This window comes from Lentzea flaviverrucosa (assembly GCF_003350445.1).
Taxonomy (GTDB): domain Bacteria; phylum Actinomycetota; class Actinomycetes; order Mycobacteriales; family Pseudonocardiaceae; genus Lentzea; species Lentzea californiensis.
Genome location: NZ_QQAU01000002.1, coordinates 587,977 through 610,605, shown reverse-complemented (window position 1 = coordinate 610,605; position 22,629 = coordinate 587,977). Strand labels below are relative to the sequence as shown.

27 protein-coding genes are annotated in these 22,629 nt (G+C 69.2%); 16 read left to right on the top strand and 11 right to left on the bottom strand.

Features of this window, described 5'->3' with window-relative positions; genetic code table 11:
* Positions 1-232: 232 nt before the first annotated feature.
* Entirely contained in the window at positions 233-3,184 is a 2,952-nt protein-coding gene (gene secA, locus DFR72_RS08905; protein WP_090067342.1) for a preprotein translocase subunit SecA, read from the top strand.
* Positions 3,185-3,533: 349 nt separating this feature from the next.
* Here secA and DFR72_RS44915 read toward each other — a convergent pair whose 3' ends face one another.
* Positions 3,534-3,941 (bottom strand): Rv3235 family protein, encoded by a 408-nt coding sequence (locus DFR72_RS44915; RefSeq protein WP_143086794.1) that lies wholly within the window; start codon positions 3,939-3,941, stop codon positions 3,534-3,536.
* 69 nt (positions 3,942-4,010) lie between these two features.
* Here DFR72_RS44915 and DFR72_RS08895 point away from each other — a divergent pair, with 69 nt between their 5' ends.
* Both DFR72_RS08895 and DFR72_RS44910 read left to right on the top strand, forming a co-directional pair.
* A complete protein-coding gene (locus tag DFR72_RS08895) occupies positions 4,011-4,421 on the top strand; it encodes an HAD-IA family hydrolase (RefSeq protein WP_090067344.1) in 411 nt (136 codons plus the stop codon).
* An 84-nt stretch (positions 4,422-4,505) separates the two neighbouring features.
* Complete coding sequence (locus DFR72_RS44910; RefSeq protein WP_143086795.1) at positions 4,506-4,805, top strand: hypothetical protein; 300 nt, start codon at positions 4,506-4,508, stop codon at positions 4,803-4,805.
* Here DFR72_RS44910 and DFR72_RS08885 read toward each other — a convergent pair whose 3' ends face one another.
* Positions 4,806-5,552: a TrmH family RNA methyltransferase gene (locus tag DFR72_RS08885; protein WP_090067346.1), complete on the bottom strand. Its 747-nt coding sequence runs from the start codon at positions 5,550-5,552 to the stop codon at positions 4,806-4,808. It lies immediately after the preceding gene.
* Between the two features lie 105 nt (positions 5,553-5,657).
* Here DFR72_RS08885 and DFR72_RS08880 point away from each other — a divergent pair, with 105 nt between their 5' ends.
* Genes DFR72_RS08880 through DFR72_RS08870 form a run of 3 tightly spaced genes read left to right on the top strand, consistent with a single transcriptional unit; the run spans position 5,658 to position 8,212 of the window.
* Entirely contained in the window at positions 5,658-6,323 is a 666-nt protein-coding gene (locus DFR72_RS08880; protein WP_090067347.1) for a phosphotransferase, read from the top strand.
* Positions 6,324-6,332: 9 nt separating this feature from the next.
* The gene (locus DFR72_RS08875) at positions 6,333-7,724 is read left to right on the top strand and encodes a WS/DGAT/MGAT family O-acyltransferase (protein WP_090067348.1); all 1,392 of its coding nucleotides are present in this window, start codon (positions 6,333-6,335) and stop codon (positions 7,722-7,724) included.
* Positions 7,721-8,212 carry a DUF6912 family protein gene (locus DFR72_RS08870; RefSeq protein WP_090067349.1) on the top strand — a complete coding sequence of 164 codons (492 nt, stop codon included), beginning with the start codon at positions 7,721-7,723 and terminating at the stop codon, positions 8,210-8,212. The genes DFR72_RS08875 and DFR72_RS08870 overlap by 4 nt, the downstream gene beginning before the upstream one ends.
* Here the strand turns inward: DFR72_RS08870 and DFR72_RS08865 are convergent.
* Entirely contained in the window at positions 8,209-9,036 is an 828-nt protein-coding gene (locus DFR72_RS08865) for a GNAT family N-acetyltransferase (protein ID WP_245982677.1), read from the bottom strand. The genes DFR72_RS08870 and DFR72_RS08865 overlap by 4 nt on opposite strands.
* 2 nt (positions 9,037-9,038) lie before the next feature.
* Entirely contained in the window at positions 9,039-9,416 is a 378-nt protein-coding gene (locus tag DFR72_RS08860; RefSeq protein ID WP_090067491.1) for a VOC family protein, read from the bottom strand.
* A gap of 45 nt (positions 9,417-9,461) precedes the next feature.
* Here DFR72_RS08860 and pruA point away from each other — a divergent pair, with 45 nt between their 5' ends.
* Positions 9,462-11,090, top strand: a complete 1,629-nt coding sequence (pruA, locus tag DFR72_RS08855) for an L-glutamate gamma-semialdehyde dehydrogenase (RefSeq protein ID WP_090067351.1) — start codon at positions 9,462-9,464, stop codon at positions 11,088-11,090.
* Between the two features lie 3 nt (positions 11,091-11,093).
* Here pruA and DFR72_RS08850 read toward each other — a convergent pair whose 3' ends face one another.
* The 3 genes from DFR72_RS08850 to aroA are packed head-to-tail and all read right to left on the bottom strand — an operon-like array spanning position 11,094 to position 13,821.
* Entirely contained in the window at positions 11,094-11,543 is a 450-nt protein-coding gene (locus DFR72_RS08850; RefSeq protein WP_090067352.1) for a hypothetical protein, read from the bottom strand.
* A 2-nt stretch (positions 11,544-11,545) separates the two neighbouring features.
* Positions 11,546-12,550, bottom strand: a complete 1,005-nt coding sequence (rsgA, locus tag DFR72_RS08845) for a ribosome small subunit-dependent GTPase A (protein ID WP_090067353.1) — start codon at positions 12,548-12,550, stop codon at positions 11,546-11,548.
* A 2-nt stretch (positions 12,551-12,552) separates the two neighbouring features.
* The gene (aroA, locus tag DFR72_RS08840) at positions 12,553-13,821 is read right to left on the bottom strand and encodes a 3-phosphoshikimate 1-carboxyvinyltransferase (RefSeq protein ID WP_090067354.1); all 1,269 of its coding nucleotides are present in this window, start codon (positions 13,819-13,821) and stop codon (positions 12,553-12,555) included.
* Positions 13,822-13,905: 84 nt separating this feature from the next.
* Here aroA and DFR72_RS08835 point away from each other — a divergent pair, with 84 nt between their 5' ends.
* The 4 genes from DFR72_RS08835 (at position 13,906) to DFR72_RS08820 (ending at position 16,416) form a co-directional block, all read left to right on the top strand.
* A complete protein-coding gene (locus DFR72_RS08835) occupies positions 13,906-14,634 on the top strand; it encodes an SOS response-associated peptidase (protein WP_090067355.1) in 729 nt (242 codons plus the stop codon).
* The gene (locus tag DFR72_RS08830) at positions 14,631-15,242 is read left to right on the top strand and encodes an alpha/beta hydrolase family protein (RefSeq protein ID WP_090067356.1); all 612 of its coding nucleotides are present in this window, start codon (positions 14,631-14,633) and stop codon (positions 15,240-15,242) included. Before DFR72_RS08835 ends, DFR72_RS08830 begins: the two co-directional genes overlap by 4 nt.
* Before the next feature lie 10 nt (positions 15,243-15,252).
* Positions 15,253-15,795: a DinB family protein gene (locus DFR72_RS08825; protein ID WP_090067357.1), complete on the top strand. Its 543-nt coding sequence runs from the start codon at positions 15,253-15,255 to the stop codon at positions 15,793-15,795.
* A gap of 129 nt (positions 15,796-15,924) precedes the next feature.
* The gene (locus tag DFR72_RS08820) at positions 15,925-16,416 is read left to right on the top strand and encodes a hypothetical protein (protein WP_090067358.1); all 492 of its coding nucleotides are present in this window, start codon (positions 15,925-15,927) and stop codon (positions 16,414-16,416) included.
* Here the strand turns inward: DFR72_RS08820 and ybaK are convergent.
* On the bottom strand, positions 16,413-16,889 hold the full coding sequence (ybaK, locus tag DFR72_RS08815; protein WP_090067359.1) for a Cys-tRNA(Pro) deacylase: 477 nt from the start codon (positions 16,887-16,889) through the stop codon (positions 16,413-16,415). The two genes, DFR72_RS08820 and ybaK, sit on opposite strands and share 4 nt — an antisense overlap.
* A gap of 50 nt (positions 16,890-16,939) precedes the next feature.
* Here ybaK and DFR72_RS08810 point away from each other — a divergent pair, with 50 nt between their 5' ends.
* Together DFR72_RS08810 and rsrA are read left to right on the top strand one after the other, a co-directional pair.
* The gene (locus tag DFR72_RS08810) at positions 16,940-17,614 is read left to right on the top strand and encodes a sigma-70 family RNA polymerase sigma factor (RefSeq protein ID WP_245982674.1); all 675 of its coding nucleotides are present in this window, start codon (positions 16,940-16,942) and stop codon (positions 17,612-17,614) included.
* Positions 17,611-17,871: a mycothiol system anti-sigma-R factor gene (rsrA, locus tag DFR72_RS08805; RefSeq protein WP_090067361.1), complete on the top strand. Its 261-nt coding sequence runs from the start codon at positions 17,611-17,613 to the stop codon at positions 17,869-17,871. Before DFR72_RS08810 ends, rsrA begins: the two co-directional genes overlap by 4 nt.
* Positions 17,872-17,943: 72 nt before the next feature.
* Here the strand turns inward: rsrA and DFR72_RS47830 are convergent, their stop codons facing one another.
* The gene (locus tag DFR72_RS47830; RefSeq protein ID WP_369809028.1) at positions 17,944-18,018 is read right to left on the bottom strand and encodes a 50S ribosomal protein bL37; all 75 of its coding nucleotides are present in this window, start codon (positions 18,016-18,018) and stop codon (positions 17,944-17,946) included.
* A 54-nt stretch (positions 18,019-18,072) separates the two neighbouring features.
* Between DFR72_RS47830 and DFR72_RS08800 the strand changes: the two genes are divergently transcribed.
* On the top strand, positions 18,073-19,551 hold the full coding sequence (locus DFR72_RS08800; protein ID WP_090067362.1) for a PAS domain-containing sensor histidine kinase: 1,479 nt from the start codon (positions 18,073-18,075) through the stop codon (positions 19,549-19,551).
* A 141-nt stretch (positions 19,552-19,692) separates the two neighbouring features.
* On the opposite strand, the gene DFR72_RS08795 is transcribed toward DFR72_RS08800, so the two are convergent.
* Complete coding sequence (locus tag DFR72_RS08795) at positions 19,693-19,947, bottom strand: WhiB family transcriptional regulator (RefSeq protein ID WP_015104912.1); 255 nt, start codon at positions 19,945-19,947, stop codon at positions 19,693-19,695.
* A gap of 248 nt (positions 19,948-20,195) precedes the next feature.
* Positions 20,196-21,131 carry a diacylglycerol/lipid kinase family protein gene (locus tag DFR72_RS08790; RefSeq protein WP_090067492.1) on the bottom strand — a complete coding sequence of 312 codons (936 nt, stop codon included), beginning with the start codon at positions 21,129-21,131 and terminating at the stop codon, positions 20,196-20,198.
* A 251-nt stretch (positions 21,132-21,382) separates the two neighbouring features.
* Between DFR72_RS08790 and DFR72_RS08785 the strand changes: the two genes are divergently transcribed.
* Both DFR72_RS08785 and DFR72_RS08780 read left to right on the top strand, forming a co-directional pair.
* Positions 21,383-21,802, top strand: a complete 420-nt coding sequence (locus tag DFR72_RS08785; protein ID WP_090067363.1) for a hypothetical protein — start codon at positions 21,383-21,385, stop codon at positions 21,800-21,802.
* 83 nt (positions 21,803-21,885) lie between these two features.
* Complete coding sequence (locus tag DFR72_RS08780; RefSeq protein WP_090067364.1) at positions 21,886-22,596, top strand: S1 family peptidase; 711 nt, start codon at positions 21,886-21,888, stop codon at positions 22,594-22,596.
* Positions 22,597-22,629 lie beyond the last annotated feature (33 nt).

The following is a 22,629-nucleotide window of genomic DNA, read 5'->3' as shown; positions in this document are numbered from 1 at the left end:
CAGGAACCTTTGCGCGGCCCCCGTTCGTTCTCCTCACCAGTAGCCGAGGTGGGGGCGCCGGCGGCAGGTGGCCTGGGAAAGATCGCTGAAACCGCACCTGACCTGCACAGACCAGGTCGGGTGACCCAATCCGCCTGTGTCCGTGCACACATCTTGGCGACTTGCCTACGATGGGCAGGGGAAAGGCGTCCGACGTGGGCGCGCCGCGATACAGGTGATGAGGTCTATCCAGATGGTGCTGTCCCGACTGCTCCGCTCCGGCGAGGGCAAGATGCTCAAGCGCCTCCGCAACATCGCACAGCACATCAACCACCTGGAAGACGAGGTGGTGGACCTCTCCGACGCAGAGCTTCGCGGCAAGACCGAGGAGTTCAGGAAGCGCCACGCCGAGGGCGAGTCGCTGGACGAGCTGCTGCCGGAGGCGTTCGCCGTGGCCCGCGAGGCCGCGAAGCGCACCCTCGGCCAGCGCCCCTACGACGTCCAGATGATGGGTGGCGCGGCGCTGCACCTCGGTCAGATCTCCGAGATGCGCACGGGTGAGGGCAAGACGCTGACCTCGGTCATGCCCGTCTACCTCAACGCCATCGCCGGCAAGGGCGTCCACGTCATCACCACGAACGACTACCTGGCCAAGCGCGACGCGGACTGGATGGGCCGCGTTCACCGCTTCCTGGGCATGACCGTCGGCGCGATCCTCTCCGAGATGACTCCGGAGCAGCGGCGCGCGTCGTACAACTCGGACATCACCTACGGCACGAACAACGAGTTCGGCTTCGACTACCTGCGCGACAACATGGCGTGGAGCCTGGACGAGTGCGTGCAGCGCGGCCACTACTTCGCGATCGTCGACGAGGTCGACTCGATCCTCATCGACGAGGCCCGCACGCCGCTGATCATCTCCGGCCCGGCCGAGCAGTCCGCCCGCTGGTACACGGAGTTCGCGCGGCTCGTCCCGCGCATGCGCGGCATCGACGTCACCCAGCTCTCCCAGAAGGACCGCATCGAGGTCATCGAGGAGAAGTCGAAGTCGTTCCACTACCAGTACGACGAGAAGAAGCGCACGGTCGCCGTCACCGAGCTCGGTGTGGAGTTCATCGAGGACCAGCTCGGCATCGACAACCTGTACGAGGCGGCGAACACGCCGTTGGTGGGCTACCTGAACAACGCCCTCAAGGCGAAGGAGCTCTACAACCGCGACAAGGACTACATCCTCCGCAACGGTGAAGTCATGATCGTCGACGAGTTCACGGGTCGTGTGCTCTCCGGTCGCCGTTACAACGAGGGCATGCACCAGGCCATCGAGGCCAAGGAAGGCGTGGAGATCAAGGCGGAGAACCAGACTCTCGCCACGATCACGCTGCAGAACTACTTCCGCCTCTACGAGAAGCTCGGCGGCATGACCGGTACCGCCGAGACCGAGGCGGCCGAGTTCCACCAGACCTACAAGCTGGGTGTCGTCCCGATCCCGACGAACCGCCAGCCGCAGCGCAAGGACCAGCCCGACCTCGTCTACAAGAGCGAGGAGGCGAAGTTCGACGCCGTCGCCGACGACATCGTCGAGAAGCACGAGAAGGGCCAGCCGGTCCTGATCGGCACGACGAGCGTCGAGCGTTCCGAGTACCTCTCGAAGCTGTTGGTGCGCAGGGGAATCCCGCACGAGGTGCTGAACGCGAAGCACCACGACCGCGAGGCGCTGATCATCGCGAAGGCGGGCCGCAAGGGCGCCGTCACCGTCGCGACGAACATGGCCGGCCGCGGTACCGACATCGTGCTGGGCGGCAACCCGGACATCATCGCCGACCACGAGCTGCGCGACCGCGGCCTCGACCCGGTGACCACGCCGGAGGAGTACGAGGCCGAGTGGGCGAAGGTCGTCGAGGAACTGACGACCCAGGGCAAGGCGGAGGCCGACGAGGTCCGCGAGGCCGGCGGTCTCTACGTGCTCGGCACCGAGCGCCACGAGTCGCGCCGCATCGACAATCAGCTCCGCGGCCGCACCGGCCGTCAGGGCGACCCCGGTGAGTCGCGCTTCTACCTGTCCCTGCAGGACGAACTGATGCGCCGCTTCAACGCGTCCATGGTCGAGATGGTCATGACGCGCCTGAACGTGCCGGACGACGTGCCGATCGAGCACAAGATGGTCACCCGCGCCATCCGCAGCGCGCAGACGCAGGTCGAGCAGCAGAACTTCGAGATCCGCAAGAACGTCCTCAAGTACGACGAGGTCATGAACCGCCAGCGCACGGTGATCTACGCCGAGCGCCACCGCGTCCTCGCCGGCGAAGACCTCCGCGACCAGGTCGAGCACATGATCGAGAGCGTCGTCGAGGAGTACGTCAACGGCGCCACGGCCGACGGCTACGCCGAGGACTGGGACTTCGAGAAGCTCTGGACCGCCCTCAAGACTCTCTACCCGATCTCGCTGGACCCGAAGGAGATCCTCGAGTCCGACGAGGACGTCACGCGCGAGTACCTGCGCGACCTCCTCGTCAAGGACGCGATGGACGCCTACCGCGCCCGCGAGACCGAGATCGAGGGCCGCGTCGGCGAAGGTGCCATGCGCGAACTGGAGCGCCGCGTCCTGCTGTCCGTCCTGGACCGCAAGTGGCGTGAGCACCTGTACGAGATGGACTACTTGAAGGAGGGCATCGGCCTGCGCGCGATGGCGCAGCGCGACCCCCTCATCGAGTACCAGCGCGAGGGCTTCGAGATGTTCAACGCGATGCTCGACGCGTTGCGCGAGGAGACCGTCGGCTTCCTGTTCAACCTCCAGGTCGAAGCGGCAGAGCCGGAGCCCGCCCAGCCCGAGGTCCCCGTGGCCCTGGGCGCGGCCCCGCAGGCCCTCCCGCAGGTGTCGGGCAACGGCGGAGGCGGAGGCGGCGGCGCACGCGCCCGAGCCCGCGCCGCGGCAGCCGCCCAGCAGCAGGCCCAGCGGGAGCCCGCCGCACCCGCGGGCCCGGCCATGGCCCAGCTGGCCAGCGGCAACGCCATCCCGCCGGCCCTGCGCGGCAAGGGCCTCGGCGGCCCCGGCCAGCAGAACCTGAGCTACAGCGGCCCCGCCGAGGACGGCGGCGTCGACGAGCACGGCGAGCCGGACGGCGCGGCCGGCCAGCAGGGCGGCACCCGCAAGGAGCGCCGCGAGGCGGCCCGCCAGGCGGCGAAGAACAACCGCAAGAAGGGCTGACGCCCTCACCGCACCACCACTGCGTGGGCCGCGTTCCTCCGGGAACGCGGCCCACGCGGCGTTTGAGGGGCAGTGGAACCCGCGAGGCGGAGCGGTGATGGGGGTGTGGCGGGACGCGGTAGGACGAGCGGCTGGGACAGTGCGTGGCAGGCGGGATGAAGCAGGGGCGGGACCCGCGAAGCCGAGTGGCCCCGCCGTTGCCACCACGCCACGACCACCACCACCACCACCACCACCACGCCGCCGCTACCGAAGCCGCCATCGCCGCGCGCGTTCTCCTGAAGGTGCGAGCCCACGCGGTGTTGAGGCCACTGGGCAGGGCAGAGCGTGGCCTGACCGGGTGCGCGCCTCACTCCAGCACCGTGAACGACGTGACCCACCACCTCCCACCGGAGTGCTCGGCCCGACAGGCCGCGGCCACCACCCGCCCCTCCCTCCGCAGCGTCACCGACATCTCCGCCACGAGCCGAGACGGGTGGCAGACCCGAGGCGGCCGCACCATCCGGGTGGTCCGGGCACGGACCGCCCCACCCAACCGGGCCGCCAGCACGGGCACGGCGACCTCCCGCAGCAACCGGGCAGGCCGCCGTCCGTCCAGCACCTCCAGCACGACCGAGAGCAGCCGTGCGGCATCCAGAGCGGGCGGCGGTGGCTCCGGGGCCGGTACCCACACCGGGCGCGGCCGGGGCAGGGGGATCCGGGCGGGGCCTCCGACCGGAGGTTCGTACGCGGGCAGGCGGCGGACGACTGGGGGCATGGTTGACCTGGCGGGCCAGCGGCCGGATCAGGACACCGAACACCCGAAAGTGGGGTTACGGTCCCCACCATGCTCAAAGCCCTGGTGCTCGACTACGGCGGCGTCCTGACCGATCCCGGCGAGGACAACCCCGCCGAACCGCCGCTCCTCACCGCCCTGCGCAAGGCCAGGCAGCACGGGATCAAGACCGCTCTGCTGTCCAATGCGGACGGTTGGTGGCAGCCGCCCGGGGTGCTGACCGCGGTGCTGGACGCCGCGGTCATCTCCGGCGAGGTCGGGCTCGCCAAGCCGGACACCGAGATCTACCTGCTCACGGCGAGCAGGTTGAACGTGAAGCCGGAGGAGTGCGTCTTCGTGGACGACCTCGCGGTCAACGTTCGCGGGGCTGCCGAAGCGGGCATGGTCGGCGTCCACCATCGGTCGACACTGTCCACCCTCGAGGAGCTGGAAATACTGCTAGCGATCGCGCTCCGCGATTGAGGGTTCACCCCGGAGCGTCATTGCCCCTTTTTCGGCCAGGCACTAGCGTCGAATTGGTCGGTAGTCGATTGTATAGGGGAGAAAATGCGAAGAATTGTCGCTTGTGTTGCAGTCGCCATTGCAGCCACGGCAATTGCATCACCCGCGCAGGCGCAGGAACGCGGCTGCTTCGAGGACTATCTGAGGGACGGGCGCACCATCGAGGTGTACTGCGACGAGGGCCGGCCAGGGCGGTTCCGGGCCGTCGCGCACTGCACGAACGGGCTCGGCGTCTGGGACCAGTACGGGACGATCGGCCGGGTCAGGGGCGAGCCCTCGGTGGCGGAGTGCGAGTCGCTGCTGGGGTACCCGCGGGTCAACGGGTACCACGTCGACTGGATCTGATCACTGGGCCCGGCGCACCAGCTCGAAGCAGAGCACGGCCGCCGCTGATGCGACGTTGAGGGATTCCACGCCCGCCGCCATCGGAATCGAGAGCCACGACGTGATGTGTGGACGCACGTCGTCGGTGATTCCGGACGTTTCGCTGCCGAGCACGAAAGCCGCGCGTGCCGGGAAAGAAGCGGAATAAATCGTGTCGGAGGCGTGAGAATCGAGCGCGTGCAGCGAATAGCCGGACGCGCGCAACAAAGCCGAGGCCTCCGCCGAGGTGCCGCAGCGCAACACGGGCGCGCGGAAAGCCACACCGGCGGAGGCCTTGACCACGAGCGGGTCGATCGAGGCGACGCCCCGGCGCGGCACGACGATGCCGTCGATGCCCGCGGCGGTCGCGGTGCGCAGGATCATGCCCACGTTCGCGGGGGTCGTGATGCCGTCCAGCACGAGCACGGACCGCAGCGAACCCTCTTCCAGGGCCAGCGCGAGCGGCTTCATGCGCGGCGCGACCACGTCGGCGAGCACGCCCTGGTCCTGCTTGCCGTTGCCTGCCAGCACCTTCACGCGCTGCGCGGTCGCCCGCTGCACGGCGACGCCACGCGTGCGGGCCGCGTCGATGATCTCGTGCGCGGCCGCGCCCCGGGCCGTGTCGGCGAGCACCACCTTGTCGACCGTGAGCGTCGGGTCGTCCAGCGCTTCCAGCACTGGCTTGCGGCCGTAGACGGTGACGAAGCGGTCCTTGGGCGAGATCTCCACGGGAAGAGGGTGACAGAGGCGGGCACAGCGGGCTCAAACGGGTGAAGAGCTCCACTAGAGCCGTTCGGCCCTTGTGCTTTGGATCATATCGATGATGATCGTCACATGACGGCAGGTATGCGCAGCGTCGCGCAACGTCAACATCTCGCGAGCGGTCAGGACTCGGATGTGTTCATCCGGTCGGACGGGCTGCTCGTCAAACGCACGCGCACCGGCCGTGACCTGCGGCGCGAGGCTGAGATGATGTCGTACCTGAGCGGCTACGGCATCCCGGTCCCGCGCGTGCACGAGGCCACGGAAGACGAACTGGTCATGCAGTACGTGCCCGGTCCGCGGATGTCCGAGGAGATCGGCCGCAAGCCGTGGCTCGCGGGCAGCCTCGGCGAGGAGCTCGCGGACCTGCACCACCGCCTCGACGTCATCCCGGCGCCCGGCTTCCTCACCGGCGACGGCGACCTGCTGCACCTCGACCTGCACCCCGGCAACGTCGTCCTCGGCCCGGAAGGGCCCGTGGTCCTGGACTGGGCGAGCGCCACCAAGGGCGACCGCAGGCTGGACGTCGCACTGAGCTGGGTGTCGCTCGCCGTCGCCCACCTCGCGCCGGTCATGAAGCTCACGCGCTGGCGGTTCCTCCGGTCGTTCATGGCCAACGTGGACCCGGAGGCGAGGAACGCGATCCCGGAGGCCGCGCGCATCCGGCTGGAGCGGCACGACCGTGATCCGCGCGAGCGCGCGGCACTTCAGAAGCTGATGGACCGCGAACGCCACTAGGCTGGGTGCATGCCGGACCGCCTGTCAGCGCTGGACGCCTCGTTCCTGTACCTGGAGGACGCCAAGACGCCGATGCACGTCGGCGGGGTGGCGGTGTTCCGACGGCCCAAGGCGGGCTTCGACTACGACAAGCTCGTCGACCTCATCGAGCAACGCCTCAGCCTCGTGCCGCGCTACCGGCAGAAGGTCGTGCACGTCCCAGGACGCATCGCACGGCCCGTGTGGGTCGACGACCCCGACTTCGACGTCACCTACCACGTTCGCCGCAGCGCCCTGCCCAAACCGGGCAACGAGACGCAGCTGCACGACCTGATCGCGCGCCTGATGTCGCGCCCGCTCGACCACTCCCGCCCGCTGTGGGAGATCTACCTGGTCGAGGGCCTGGAGAAGAACCAGACCGCCGTCATCACCAAGACCCACCAGGCCATGATCGACGGCATCGCGTCGCTGGAGATCGGCCAGGTCATGCTGGACGTCTCGCCGACGCCGCGCACGAACGTCGAGAACCTCTGGATGCCGCAGCCCGAGCCCGGTGCGCTGCAGCTCGTGGCCGACGCGGTCACCGACATCGTGCACAGCCCCGGCGAGCTGGTGGAGAACGTCCGCAGCGCCGCCCTCGACACCGTCAACACGGTCGAGAAGGTCTTCAACGCGTTCGGCGTGCTCGCCTCGGCGGTCCGCACCGCGGCGACGCCCGCGCCCGGTTCGCCGCTGAACGTCCGCATCACCTCGCCGCAGCGCCGGTTCGCCGTCGCGCGCGCCCAGCTCGACGACCTGCGCGCCATCCGCAAGCAGCACGGCGGCACGGTCAACGACGTGGTGCTCGCGGCCCTGAGCGGCGCCCTGCGCAACTGGCTGCTCAGCCGCGGCGAGAACGTCACCGGCAGCACCACGATCCGCGCGATGGCGCCGCTGAGCGTCCGCGAGGCCGACCCGGACTCGGGCAACAACGTGAGCGCCTACCTGGTCGACCTCCCAGTCGGCGAGCCGAACCCGGTCGTCCGCCTGCACCACGTGAGCCACGCGATGCGCGCGCACCAGGAGTCCGGTCAGTCCGTCGCCGCCGACGCGCTGGTGAAGGTCTCCGGCTTCGCCCCGCCGACGTTGCACGCGCTCGGCGCACGGGCCGCGAGCTCGTTCAGCCGACGGCTGTTCAACGTCATCGTCACCAACGTTCCCGGCCCGCAGGTGCCGCTGTACGCGGCGGGGGCCAGAATGACCGAGATCTTCCCGGTCGTCCCGCTCGCCAAGAACCAGGCGCTGGCCATCGGGGTGACGTCGTACGACGGCGGTGTGTACTTCGGTTTGAACGGCGACCGCGACGCCATGTCCGATGTGGACGTTCTCGCGGCCATGGTCGAGGAGTCGGTGGAGGAATTGATGGGGACGGCGAGCGCATGAGGGTCTACATCCCGGCCACGGTGCCGATGCTGCGCGCGTTCGTCGACAGCGGCGAACTGGCTCCGATCACCGGCACGGCGTTCGCGCTGACACCGGCGTTGCGCGAGTCCTACGCGGCGGGCGACACGGAGGAGCTGGAGTACGCGGCGATGCTCGATGCCGCCCGTGCTTCCCTGCGGCTGCTGGCGGCCGACGAGAAGGCAGAGCCGCGGCGCGCGGTGCTCGCGGTGGACATGGACGACGTGACGTTGCGCCCGGACCTCGACTTCTCGGTCGTGAAGGTCGGCGGTTCGTTCACGCTGAAGGACGTCGCCGCCGTGCACCTCGACACGGCCGAGGCCGAAGAGGACGTGCGCGCGGCCGCGGACGTCATCGACGCGGCGGACCTGGGCGACCCGGACGCGGAGTTCGCGCTGGGCAGCGCCGAGGACCACGAACTGGCCTGGTACGCGGCGCAGGAGCTCCCGTTCGTCCTGGAACTCCTCTAGTCCCGGCGCTGGTCGTGCACCTCGGGCAGCTGGTCGAAGCCGGCTGCCCGGTAGGTGGCGACGGCGCCCGCGTTCGAGCTCGGCGTGCAGACGAGCGCACTCGACGAGCCGAGCTCCCGCAGCGCTGACGCCGCGGCGACGGTGATCGCCCTGCCGAAACCCTTGCCCCGGTGGTCGTGGTGCACGCCCATCGGTTCGATCAGCCCCGGCCTGCCCGGCCCGGCCGACCACACCGTCACCGCCGCCACCGCGTCGCCACGGTCGAAGGCGACCAGGCTGCGGGCGTCGGCGTACGGCGAGCCGGCCGCCATCGCGCGCCAGCGCTCCTCGGTGAACGTCGACTTCTCGAACGACGCCCGGATCACGGAAGCGTGCAGGTCAGCCTGGTCATGGCCGATGGCCTCGACCCGCACACCGGGATCCGGTACCGGGGCACCGAGATCGCGGCGCAGCGGCGTCCACGGCTCGTCGGACTGCCAGCCGCGCTCGAACATCAGCTCCTGGAACCGCGTGCCGCGCGGGGACTCGACGTACACCGTCCCGGCGGGGAGGACACCGCGTTCGGGAGTGCAGATGTCCTCGGCCAGCCGCCGCGCCAGCTCCTCGTCGGCACGAGCGTCCGGCGCGATCGTGAACCGCAGCAGGTCGGCACCGTCCAGCAGCCCGACGGCGACGATCCGCCCGTCACCGCGCCAGATCCGGATCGCCTCATCGGTCGCCTCGGCACCGAAACGCCGGTACCAGCCCAGATCTCCTGGATGGAGCTGGAACGGCAGGTCGTCGCGCTGCCATCCACGCAGCGCCTGGACGGCTTCGTCGAGCACGATCACATTCCCTCTGCCGGTTCCCACAGCTCAATTCGGTTGCCCTCGGGGTCGACGCACCACCCGAACATCCCGAACTCCGAGTCCTCGGTGTCGGGAAGGACCTCGACGCCGCGCGCCTTCAGCTTGGCCATCAACGACACCAGGTCGTCCACGCGCAGGTTCAGCATGGTGCGCTGGTGGGGCTCGCCGATGTACTCCGTGTCCTGCGCGAACAACGCCATCGTCGTCGTGCCGGGGAACTCGTTCGTCGCCGTGTCGAGCCAGTGGAAGGTGACGGTGCCCTTCTCGCTCATCGGAACGCCCAGGTTGTCGCGATACCAGGCGGCCAAGCGCGCAGGATCCCTTGAACGCAGGAAAACCCCGCCGATGCCAGTCACCCGCGCCACCCGACGGACCCTACTACCGCGTGCCACGATGGGGGAATGGACGCAGTCACGTCTGCACCCGAACCGGTCAACGAGCCCGTGCGCACCTACGCACCCGATAGCGCCGAACGGGTCAGCCTGCAGGCACGCATCGCGGAGCTCGAAGGCACCACGCACGAGCTGACGATGACCATCAGCGGTGAGCAGCGGATGGGCGGTGGCGACCGCATCGACGTGGTCCAGCCGCACGACCACAGGCACGTCCTCGGCGTGACGGCGCAGGCCACGAACTCCGACGTCGCCGATGCCATGCGCGCAGCCCAGCACGCCGCACCGGGCTGGCAGGAGCTGCCGTTCGACGAGCGGGCAGCGGTGCTGCTGCGGGCGGCCGACCTGCTCGCGGGGCCGTGGCGTGACACCCTCAACGCCGCCACGATCCTGGGCCAGTCGAAGTCCGTGCAGCAGGCCGAGATCGACGCGGCGTGCGAGCTCATCGACTTCCTGCGCTTCAACGTCCACTTCGGGCGCCGGATCCTCGAGGAGCAGCCGGTCTCGTCGCCGGGCGTGTGGAACCGCATGGACCACCGGCCGCTGGACGGGTTCGTCGTGGCAATCACGCCGTTCAACTTCACCGCCATCGCCGGCAACCTGCCGCTGGCGCCCGCCCTGATGGGCAACGCGGTGCTGTGGAAGCCGTCGCCGACGCAGCAGTTGTCCGCGCACTTCACCATGCGGCTGCTCGAGGAGGCGGGCCTGCCACCGGGCGTGATCAACCTCGTGACCGGCGACGGCCAGGCGCTGAGCCAGGTCGCGCTGCGGGACAGGTTCTTCGCCGGCCTGCACTTCACCGGCTCCACCCGCACGTTCAAGGCGCTGTGGCAGACCATGGCGGGCAACCTCGACAACTACCGCGCCTACCCGCGCGTCGTCGGCGAGACCGGCGGCAAGGACTTCGTGCTGGCACACGCCTCCGCCGATCCCCAGGCGCTCGTCACCGGGTTGGTGCGCGGTGCTTTCGAGTACCAGGGCCAGAAGTGCTCAGCGGCCTCGCGGTCCTACATCCCTCGGTCGTTGTGGGAGGGCGGCGTGCGCGAACAGCTGCTCGACGTCACGAAGTCGTTGTCCTACGGCGATGTCACGGACCTGTCGGTGTTCGGCGGCGCGGTGATCGACCACCGCGCGTTCGCCAAGCACGAGGAAGCCTTGCTGATGGCGTCCGCGTCCACTTCGGTCGAGGTGCTGGCAGGCGGCTCGTGCGACGACTCCGTGGGCTACTTCGTCGACCCGACCGTGCTGCTCGGCACCGACCCGCGCCACGACATCTTCACGACCGAGTACTTCGGCCCGATCCTCGCCGTGCACGTCTACGAGGACGCGGACTACCCGAAGATCATGGAGATCATCGACACCTCGACGCCGTACGCGCTGACCGGCGCCGTCTTCGCGCGCGACAGGGCCGCCATCGAGCAGGCACACCGCGCGTTGCGGTTCGCCGCGGGCAACTTCTACGTCAACGACAAACCGACCGGTGCCGTCGTCGGGCAGCAGCCGTTCGGCGGGTCGCGCGGTTCGGGCACCAACGACAAGGCGGGCTCGATCTACAACCTGCAGCGGTGGACGAGCCCGCGCGCCATCAAGGAGACGCTGATGCCGCAGACCGACCACCGGTACCCGCACATGGGGTAGTGGTCACTTGGGCAGTCTTTCCAGCGCCTTCGCCGCCAGTCCCTGCGTGACCTGCCCGACCAGGTTGAGGTCGTGGTTGCGCTGCAGGACCTTCAGCCCGATGACCTGCCCGTCCTTCACCTCGACGACGGCGTCGCACGTCACCTCGCCCGAGGAGTCGACGCACTTGCGCGTCAGCGGCCGGTCGCCGACCACGCCGCCGTACCCGCCGTCGGACAGGAGCTTCTGCGACTCGTCGTCGTACTTCGCGTTCAGCAGCGTGAGCCGCACGGTCAGCGAGTCGAACGGGAAGTCGCAGGACCGGTCGGTCCTGGTGGGAGACCCGTTCATCTGCCCGGCGTCGCCGGACGCGAGCAGCGTGCAGGGGTCGACCTCCGTGAACGCCGGTGCCTTGGGCTCCTCCGGGGCCGAGCACGCGGCCAGGGCGACCAGCAGGGGCAACGTCCAGCGCATGCTCAAGATCCGTCCGTGTAGTCGTCCATGCCGGCACGGGACGCGAGCAACCGCCGCAACGACGTCAACCGCCCCGGCGCGTCCGGCACGAGCTCGTCCAGCATGCAGCCGGGGTCCTCGGGAGAGCCCAGGTGGCCGCAGCCGGGCGGGCACTCCTCGGCGGCCTCGGCGAAGTCCGGGAAGGCCTTCACGATGTCGTCCGGCGTGATGTGCGCGAGGCCGAACGAGCGGATGCCCGGCGTGTCCACGACCCAGCCGCCCTCGGGCAGCCACAGGGCGACGGCCTGGGTGGAGGTGTGCCGGCCCTTGCCGACGCCGGACACCACGCCGACGGCGCGGTTCGCGTCCGGCACGAGCTTGTTGACCAGAGTGGACTTGCCGACGCCCGAGTGGCCGATGAGGCACGACACCGTGCCCGTCAGCCGGGTGCGCAGTTCGGCGGGCTCCTCGTCGGAGCGCGTCACGACCACCGGCACGTCGAGCTCGGTGTACAGCGCCAGCAGCGAGTCCGGCGAGGCCAGGTCCGACTTCGTCAGGCACAGCACCGGTTCCAGGCCGCCGGCGTACGCGGCGACCAGGCAGCGGTCGATGAAACCCGTGCGCGGCGGGGGATCCGCCAGCGCGACGACCATGATGAGCTGGGACGCGTTCGCGACGACGACCCGTTCGAACGGGTCGGTGTCGTCCGCGGTCCTGCGCAGCACCGACGTCCGCTCCTCGACGCGCACGATGCGGGCCAGCGTGTCCCGCTCACCCGTCGTGTCGCCGACGATGCCGACCTGGTCGCCGACCACCACGGGCGTGCGGCCCAGTTCGCGGGCGCGCATCGCCGTGACGACGGCGCCGGACTCCATCGCGCACGTCCAGCGGCCCCGGTCGACGCCGATGACCATCGCGGTCTCGGCGTCGGAGTGCTCCGGCCGTCTCTTGGTGCGCGGGCGCGTCCCCTTGCCGGGGCGCACGCGCACGTCGGACTCGTCGAGTTTGCGCCAGTCCTGCTTGCCCACTTCTACGCGCCCCCGGTGAGCATGGCGTCCCACATGCCCGGGAAGTCGGGGATGGTCTTGGTGGTGCTGCCGATGTCGTCGACCGACATGCCCGGCACCACCAGCCCGATGATCGCGCCCGCGGTCGCCATCCGGTGGTCCGCGTAGGCCTTCCACACGCCGCCGTGCAGGGGAGCGGGGTCGATGACCAGTCCGTCCTCGGTCTCGGTCGCGTTGCCGCCGACCGCGTTGATCTCGTTGACGAGCGCGGCGATCCGGTCGGTCTCGTGGCCGCGGATGTGCGCCACGCCCCGGATGGTCGTGCGGCCCTCGGCCAGCGCGGCGAGCGCGGCGACGGTCGGCGTGAGCTCGCTCTCGTCACGCAGGTCGATGTCCACACCGGACAGCTTCGCCGGGCCCCGCACGGTCAGGCCGCGCTCCGACACCTCGACCGCACAGCCCATGCGCTCCAGGATGCCGCGCACCGCGTCGCCGGGCTGGGTCGTGGTGGCGGGCCAGTGGGGGATCGTCACCTCGCCACCGGTCACCGCGGCCGCCGCGAGGAACACCGTCGCGTTCGACAGGTCCGGCTCCACGTGCCACGTGCGCGCCTTGATCACACCGGGCTCCACGCGCCACACGTTCGGCACGCTCGTGTCCACCTCGACGCCGACCGACCGCAGCGTCTGGACCGTCATGTCGATGTGCGGCAGCGAGGGCACGGGCTTGCCGTCGTGCCGGATCGTGACGCCCTTGTCGAACCGGGCGGCGGACAGCAGCAGCCCGGACACGAACTGCGACGAGCCCGACGCGTCGATCGTCACCTCGCCACCGGGAACCGATCCCGTGCCGTGCAACGTGAACGGCAGCGCGTCCCCGTCGACCTCGACGCCCAGCGACCGCAACGCACCCAGCACGGTGCTCATCGGCCGCGTCCGCGCGTGCGGGTCGCCGTCGAACCGGATCTCGCCCTCGGCCAGCGCGGCGGCGGGCGGCAGGAACCGCATGACCGTGCCCGCGAGACCGCAGTCGACCTCGGCCGGCCCGCGCAGCAGACCGGGCAGCACGTCCCAGCCGCCGTCCTCGCGATCGGTGATGCCGGCACCCAGCGACGAGAGCGCGGCCGTCATCAGCACCGTGTCACGGCTGCGCAGCGGCGCGTGCACCGTGGACGGCCCGTCGGCCAGTGCCGCGAGGACCAGAACGCGGTTCGTGATCGACTTCGAGCCGGGCACCGGCACCGTCGAGTGGACTGGGCCGGACGCGCTGGGGGCTGACCAGTGCTGAGTCATGGATGAATGATCCCGCATCGGCCTCGGCAAGCTCGCACAGGTGTTCCGGTCGTGGGACAATTGGGACTTCGGAGGTGATCGGTTTTGTGTGGTAGGTACGCCTCCACCAAGGACCCGGCGCTGCTGGCGGCCGAGTTCGACGCGGTGGACGGGACCGGCGACGAGGCACCGGGAGCGGACTACAACATCGCCCCCACCAAGCGCGTCATGGCCGTGGTCGAGCGCCGGCCCGAGGACGAGGAGCTGGAACGCGCGATCCGCGTCATGCGCTGGGGTCTCGTCCCGCACTGGGCCAAGGACCTCTCCGGCGCGGCCAAGATGATCAACGCTCGCGCCGAGAGCGTGCTGACCAAGCCCGCGTACAAGCAGTCGGCGATCAAGCGGCGCTGCATCATCCCCGCCGCCGGCTGGTACGAGTGGCAGCCGGGCGAGGGGCGCAAGCAGCCGTACTTCATCTCGCTCGGGGACGACACGTCGCTGGCGATGGCGGGCCTGTGGTCCGTGTGGTGGAAGGACGACGTCCCGACCGTCACGTGCGCCGTGCTCACCACGGAAGCCATCGGCGCGGTGACCGAGGTGCACCACCGCATGCCGTTGCTGCTGCCTCCCGACCGCTGGTCGGCGTGGCTCGACCCGGCGTCGCTGGATCCGAGCGAGCTGCTGGCCCCCGACCCGTCGATCGTCGAGGCGCTCGAGCTGCGCCCGGTGTCGACCGAGGTGAACAGCGTGAAGAACAACAAGCCGTCGCTGCTGGACCGCGTCTCGCTCACCGAGGACGAGAAGCCCTCATCCCCGTTGTTCGAGCTGTCGTGACCACGCTGTTGGTGGACACGCCGCACGGCCCCGCGCGGGCCTCACTGCACTGTGCCCACGAACCGCGTGCAGCACTGCTCCTGGGTCACGGCGCCGGTGGCGGCGTCGAGGCCCCGGATCTCGTCGCCGCGTGCCGCGCCGCCAACTCGGTCGGCGTGCACGTGGCGTTGATCGAACAGCCCTACCGCGTCGCGGGCCGTCGTGCCCCGGCGCCGGCCGGCCAGCTCGACACGGCGTGGATGGCGGTCGTCGAGGACCTGGGCGAACGCTGGTTCGACGGCCTGCCCCTGGTGTTCGGGGGCCGGTCGTCGGGTGCGCGTGTCGCCTGCCGGACGTCGGTCGAGGGCCAGGCCGTGGCGGTGCTGTGCCTGGCGTTCCCGGTGCACCCGCCGGGCAAGCCGGAGAAGTCGCGGATGGCCGAACTCGACGGCGTCGAGGTCGCCACGCTGGTCGTGCAGGGCGAGAACGACCCGTTCGGCCAGCCCGGCCGCGGCCACCACCGCGAGGTCGTGCTGCTCAAGGGCGACCACTCGCTGAAGGCGTCCGTCGGCGACGTCGGCCGGTACGTGGGTGAGTGGCTGGATCGCGTGCTGCGCCCGCTGGACTAACGTTCGGCGCATGACGGTCTTCGATGAACAGGGCAGGCCAGAACCGCCGATGGGCGGCGACGAGCTCGCCACCCTCAAGGGCTTCCTCGAGTTCCACCGCGCCACCCTCATGTGGAAGATCGAGGGTCTCACCGCGGAGCAGCTCAACGCGACCGCCGCGAAGTCCGCGATGACCCTGGGCGGGATGGTCAAGCACCTCGCCTACGTGGAGCAGCAGTGGTTCCGCGTCGTCCTGCACGACCGCGAGCCGCTGGAACCGTGGGCGAGCGTCGACTGGAAGACCGACAACGACTGGGACTGGTGCTCGGCCGCCGACGACACCCCGGAGCAGTTGCGCGCGTTGTGGCTGCGCGCTGTCGACGGCGCCAGGAAGGACCTCATCGAGGCGCTCAGGCGCGGCGACCTGAGCCAACCGGCGAAGCGAGCGCCGTGGCGTGACGGGCGCGTTCCCAGCCTGCGGTGGATCCTCAACCACATGATCGAGGAGTACGCCCGCCACAACGGTCACGCCGACCTGATCCGGGAAGCGATCGACGGCCAGACGGGGGAATAGCGCGCTGGCCGAACGGACACACCGTCGGCCGAAAGTACGACAATTCTTCGTCGCGGCAACCGGATGCGCATTGATGGCGTCACCCAGTTCGTAAGGGAGACACCAATCGAGACGTATTCGGGGAGACACGTGAACTCGTTCCGCAACACCGCATTGGCGCTGGCCGGTGCCGCCCTCCTGTCCGCCGCGGGGCCGACGACGGCGCAGGCCGCCGACGTCGCGCCGTGGTGCACCGGAGACGACCTGGTGATCAGCGCGCACGACATGCGCCCGAACGGGACCACGAACAAGGGGCACGTGGTCAGGTTCACCGCCGCTGAGGGCGTCACCTGCACGATCGGCGGCAGCGTGAGCAACCTGCGGTTCCTCGACGCCGAGGGCGCGGACATGAACGTCCCCCTGACCGGTGGCCAGGGCGAGTACAGCGAGGCGACCGTCCACGGGTTCTACTCCGCCGTGCTCTACGTGGGCTCGCGGATCAGCGGCCCGCACGTGACCCCCGCGTCCATCCAGTTCGACCTGCCCGGCAAGGGCAGCCTCGGTGACCGGGTCACCGTCGCGTGGCCGTCGTGGATCGGTACGCCCGTGCAGGCCGGCAACATCGGGTGGCCGGTCAGCTAGGCACTGATCCGCGCGACCACCGCAGTGGTGAGTCGCACCAGTTCGGCCGGCGCGATCTCGACTTCGAGGCCGCGCCGGCCGGCACTGCAGAACACCGTCTCGAACTGCAGCGCCGATTCGTCGAGCACGACCGGCAGCCGCTTTTTCTGGCCGAGAGGGGAAATGCCTCCGGCGACATAACCCGTGGCGCGCTCGGCGTCGGCGACGACGGCCATCTTGGCCTTCTTGCCCTTCAACGCCGCCGCGAGGCCTTTCAAGTCGAGCTGCACCGTGACCGGCACGACGCCGACCGCGAGCTTGCCGTCCACCTCGGCCACGAGCGTTTTGAAGACACGTCCCGCCTCCAGCCCGAGCGCCTCGGCCGCCTCCAGCCCGTAGGACTCGTGGCGGGGGTCGTGCTCGTACGAGTGCAAGGTGTGCGCCACCCGCTGCTTGTCCAGCAGCGCTGTGGCGGGGGTCCCACGTCCGGCCATGCGGAATTACTACCAGCACCTCGGTTGTTGCTCAGAACGTGGCAACGAACATGCTTGAGCGGTCACGCGTAAAGTCAGTCCCGACCCAGAACCTGTGGGAAGGGAGCGCGGTGCCCGCCACCGGCACGACAGAGACGACGGCGGAGCGCGCTGCACGTTTCGAGCGCGACGCGATGCCCATGCTCGACCAGCTGTACTCGGCTGCCCTGCGCATGACGCGCAATCCGGCGGACGCCGAGGACCTGGTGCAGGAGACGTTCCTCAAGGCCTACTCGGCTTTCGCGTCCTTCTCGGAGGGCACGAACCTCAAGGCCTGGTTGTACCGGATCCTGACGAACACCTACATCAACGGCTACCGCAAGAAGCAGCGCCAGCCGATCCAGCAGCCGACCGACGAGATCACGGACTGGCAGCTGGCGCGTGCGGAGAGCCACACCTCGTCCGGGCTGCGCAGCGCCGAGGTCGAGGCACTCGACAACCTGCCCGACAGCGACGTCAAGGAAGCATTGCAGCGGTTGCCGGAGGAGTTCCGGATCGCGGTCTACCTCGCCGATGTCGAAGGCTTCGCGTACAAGGAGATCGCAGACATCATGGGCACCCCGATCGGCACGGTGATGTCCCGGTTGCACCGGGGCCGGCGCCAGCTCCGCGACATGCTGGCGGACGTCGCCCGCGACCGCGGTTTCCTCCGTAGCGGCAACGGCAGCAACGGAGACGCGTCATGAACTGCGGCGAACCCCACGACACCGACTGCTCAGAGGTGCTGTCCGAGGTCTGGCTGTTCCTGGACCAGGAATGCGACAAGACCCGGCGCGCGGCGCTGCAGACGCACCTCGACGAGTGCCATCCGTGCTTGGAACAGTTCGGGCTCGAGGAGCACCTCAAGGCGCTGCTGGCCCGCAAGTGTGGCGGAGACTACGCGCCCGCCGATCTGAAGGCGCGCATCCGAGCCACGATCGTGGAGATTCGCACCGAGGACTGAAAGCCTCGGCAAGACCCGAGCAAGACGAAAGGCCCTGGTCACCGTGGTGGTGTCCAGGGCCTTTCGCAGTACTCAGGCGTTGGGGCGCTTGCCTCGGTTGGCGCCGCCCTTTTTGCGGTCGCGGCGCTTGCGAGCACGCTTCGACATGGGAGTCTCCTAGGATCAGAACTGCTTCAACCACCAGTTTCTCATGGAGGAGTTCTGAGCACGCTCACGGACCTTCTGGCCGAGCACACCAAGCTCTCCGGCGCCGCTGTCGACCACCTCCAACTGGTGGTCGCGGAGTGGCAACTCCTCTCCGACCTCTCGTTCGCGGACTTCGTCATGTGGGTCCCGCTCGAAGACGGCAAGTTCCTCTGCGTCGCCCAGGCCCGTCCCACGACGGCGCCCACGGCCCACCCGGAGGACGTCGTCGGCAGCGAGGTCGACACGGAGGACCACCCGCAGCTGCGCCGGGCCATCGACGAGTCGCGGATCTGCCGCGAGGAGGACCCGCGCTGGCACCTGGGCGTGCCGGTGCGCCGCGAGACCATCCCGGTGCGACTGGGCACGCAGGTCATCGCCGTGCTGAGCCGCAGCACCAACCTGGCGGTGCCGCGCGTGCCGTCGCCGTTGGAGATCTCGTACCTCGGCAGCGCGGCCGACCTGTGCCAGATGATCGCGGACGGCACGTTCCCCGCGCCCGAACCCTCGCCGGACGTGCACACCAGTCCGCGCGTCGGCGACGGCCTGATCAGGCTCGACCCGTCCGGTGCGGTGGTGTTCGCCTCGCCGAACGCGCTGTCGGCCTACCACCGCATGGGGCACGCGTCCGACCTCGTGGGTGTGCACCTGGCGCCGTTGACGCGCAGTCTCATCGGCGACCCGTTCGACGCCACAGAGGTCGCTCAGCGCATCAGGCAGGCGCTGGACGGCCAGCCTTCGATGCGCATGGAGGCCGAGTCACGCCGTGGTGCCGCAGTGCTGTTCCGTTCTTTGCCCCTTAGGCCACGTGGGCAGGCCGCGGGCGCCATCGTGCTGTGCCGCGACGTCACCGAGGTGCGCCGCCGCGACCGCGCGTTGATGTCCAAGGACGCCACGATCCGCGAGATCCACCACCGAGTGAAGAACAACCTGCAGACCGTCGCCGCCCTGCTGAGGTTGCAAAGCCGCAGGCTGAGCAACCCGGAGGCGAAGGAGGCACTGGCCGAGTCCGTTCGGCGTGTGACCTCCATCGCACTGGTTCACGAGACGCTGTCGATGAGCGTCGACGAGCGGGTCGACCTCGACGACGTGGTCGACAAGGTCATCCCGATGATGAGCGACGTGGCGGTCACCGAGACCCAGGTCAGCGTGCGTCGCGAGGGCGGGTTCGGCATCGTGCCGGCCGAGATCGCCACCCCGCTGGTGATGGTGCTGACCGAGCTCGTGCAGAACGCGTTCGAGCACGCCTACGCCCCTGGCCAGCGCGGGGAGGTCGTCGTGCATTCCGAGCGGTCCGCCAAATGGCTCGACGTGACGATCACCGACGACGGCAAGGGCCTTCCACAGGGTTTCTCGCTGGAACGCACCGATCGGCTGGGCCTGCAGATCGTTCGGACCCTTGTTGATTCCGAATTGAGAGGCTCTTTGAGCTTGCGGCGAAGGCCCCGAGGCGGTACTGAGGCGGTCCTGCGCGTGCCGCTCAGAGGGCGGCGCTAAACTAACGCCGTGCACACGTGACGGCCAGCCTCAGCGGTCTCACGTGGTCATGCGGGAGGGTGTGCAAACAAAAGAAAAAGCCCGACACCTGGCACGGTGTCGGGCTTCTTCTTTGTGGTTGGTTCGCGGCTAACTGCCTGGTCAGGCGTTGCTGCGGGCCCGCGTGCGGGCGTTGCGGCGCTTGAGAGCGCGGCGCTCGTCTTCGCTCATCCCGCCCCACACGCCGGCGTCCTGGCCGCTCTCGAGTGCCCACGCGAGGCAGTCGGAGACGACGGGGCAGCGGCGGCAGACGGTCTTCGCCTCGGCGATCTGAAGCAGCGCGGGACCACTGTTCCCAACGGGGAAGAACAGCTCGGGGTCCTCGTCGCGGCAGATCGCGCGGTGGCGCCAGTCCATTGGAACTACTCCTCAGCGAGTGGGCGCGCACAAAGGCACGCCGGTTGTCAGCGGTCGTTTTTGGGGTGCTTGTGAATGCTTTCACGAACGGCTGGGATGTCAAGGGGTAACCACTGACCCGGTGAGTGAACTCACCCAAAAGATCGACAGCGTTCACCTGGGGTTTCACGCTCTGCTGTCACTCGACTGCAGTACATCCCGGCTAGGTACCGAGACGGTCACGAACTGATCACGGACTGTAAAGGTCCTTACAGGGCAACAGTCAACGCGTCCGGGACCGCCCGGAACTCCACCGCCGTGGTCGTCCCGAGGAAATCTCCGTCGACCTGCAGGTTCGCCGGCTCCTCGCACTTCACTCTGACATAACCCACGTCATCACGCCGAACGAGATTTCCGCCCTTCGGATTCCCCGTCGTGAGGACCTGGGCGATGTAGCGCCCGACGGTGGGTACCCGCAAAGTCCTCAACGCACTCAAACCCAGGCCGCCGTCGAACGACGTGCTGGGGTTGAGCTGGATCGCCTTGTCGCCGAAGTACGTCCACGGATCGGTGTTCGACACGAACACCATGCCGACGTCGTCGAACGGCGGCTCGTCCGGAATCTCGACGGTGAAGTGCTGCGGCTTGCGCACGAGCTGCGCGTACGCCCCGAGGGCGACGCTCAGGTACAGGGCGGGACTCGCGTTGCGGCCCTTGGCGCGCTTGTGTTCCACGCCCGCGACGACATCGGCGTCGAGACCCATGCCCGCGTTGAAGGTGAACCAGCGGCCGTTCTCGATGACGTCCGCGAAGACCTGCCCGAGGCCGATTCGCCGCCTGGTGCTGTGCTCGATCGCCTGCAGCAGGACGTGGGTGGCCTCGACGGGGTCGCGCGGAATGCCGAGCGCGCCCGCGAAGACGTTGGCCGAACCGCCGGGCACGACGCCCAGCATCGGCTTCTCGGGGCGGGGGCCGCCGCGCAGGATGCCGTTGACCACCTCGTTGACCGTGCCGTCGCCGCCGTGGGCGATGACCAGGTCGAACCCGTCCGCCGCCGCCTGGTGGGCGGCGTCCGCCGCGTGGCCGCGGTAGGAGGTCTCGATGACCTCCAGCTTCACGTCGCTCGCGAGTGCGTGCGCCAACACGTCACGACCCGCCGGCGTCGTTGTAGTCGCCTGCGGGTTCACCACGAGAAGAGCGCGCACCACTTGAGAGTAAGACAGTGCGTGACCGTCCGCGGCTCGCATGTCCTCCCTCAGGGTGGCTTCAGCCTCACGAAAGTGGCGTAAATCTCCCTTCCGTCAGCACCGCGTTCACCTCGCAGCCGAGTGCACCCCGGACGACCGCCGGCTCGCTGAAGGCCCCTTGATCTTCCCGCGCGAGACGTGCTGGGAGAGCCCTCCAACCGGGTGGCCTACGATCCGTGACCAGTACAGAACGTGATGAAAGGTCTCCCGTGACCACTCGGCTCCAGGCGCCGCCGCGCGCGGTGCGCATCGCGTCCGCGCTCACCTTCGTGCAGGCCCTGGGCGGCATCGCGCTGGCCGTCGCGCTCGTCATCCGGGTGATCGGGGGATCGACGCCCGCCGGCCCCATCCTCGGCGCCGCCGGTGTGCTCGTGCTCTGGTTCGGCGGAGCGCTTCTCGCGACGGTGATGTTGTTCCGCGGCCACCACGGCGCCCGATCGCCCGTGATCGTCACGCAGCTGCTGCTGCTCGGCTGCGCCTGGTACGCGTACGGGCCCTCGGAGCAGCCGCTGCTCGGCTCGCTGGGCGGCATTTACTGCGTCGTCGTTCTCGTCTTCCTGTTCACCAATGACGGCCGCAAGTGGGCGATGGGCTTCGACGACGTATCGGAAGGTGACAAATCCGACTAACGGAGGGTGGTCACAGTCACACGGCCGGGTGAAGCTGTGCGTGGTTGCTTAACCACTCCCTGCACTCACCGAGGTGACCAACCATGCGTTTCCCCATTGCGATCGCGGGCGCCGTCCTGGCGGCTCTCTCCCTCGCCCCTGCCACCGCCACGGCCGCTCCGGAGAACCCGGACATGTCGCCGATGATCATTGGCGGCAGCTACGCCCAGAACTTCCCCTACGCGGCGCGCCTGTTCGCCAACGGGCGGGAGAACTGCTCCGCCACGAAGATCGCGCCCAACTGGATCCTGACGGCTGAGCACTGCGTGGCGAGCAGCGCCACCTACACGTTCCGCGCGGGCAGCCTGGACCAGACCTCCGGTGGCCAGATGGTCACCGCCAGCCAGATCATCAAGCACCCGTCGGCGGACCTGGCGCTGGCCAGGGTCTCCCCGGCGATGTCCGGCCCGTTCGCCCCGCTCGTCGCGAGTGTCTCGACCAACCAGACCGTGCAGCTCTACGGCTGGGGTGCCACGTGCACCAACCAGCCGGAGATCAACTGCCAGTCGCGCTACCTGAAGGTCGCGAACACGCGCGTCACGAGCACCAACGGCAAGGACTACCGCGGTGGCGTCGCCATCTCGGTGACCAGGGTCGACGGCATCGCGGCCGGCGGTGACTCCGGCGGCCCGATGTTCGCCAACGGCCGTCAGGTCGGCGTCGCCTCGACGTCGGACCGTTCGACGCGGTCCAACTACACCAGCGTCAACCACGGCCCCTACCGCAGCTGGATCACCCAGTACACGGGAGTCTGACGAACCCTGATCGACCAGCGGTAACCCTGCGAT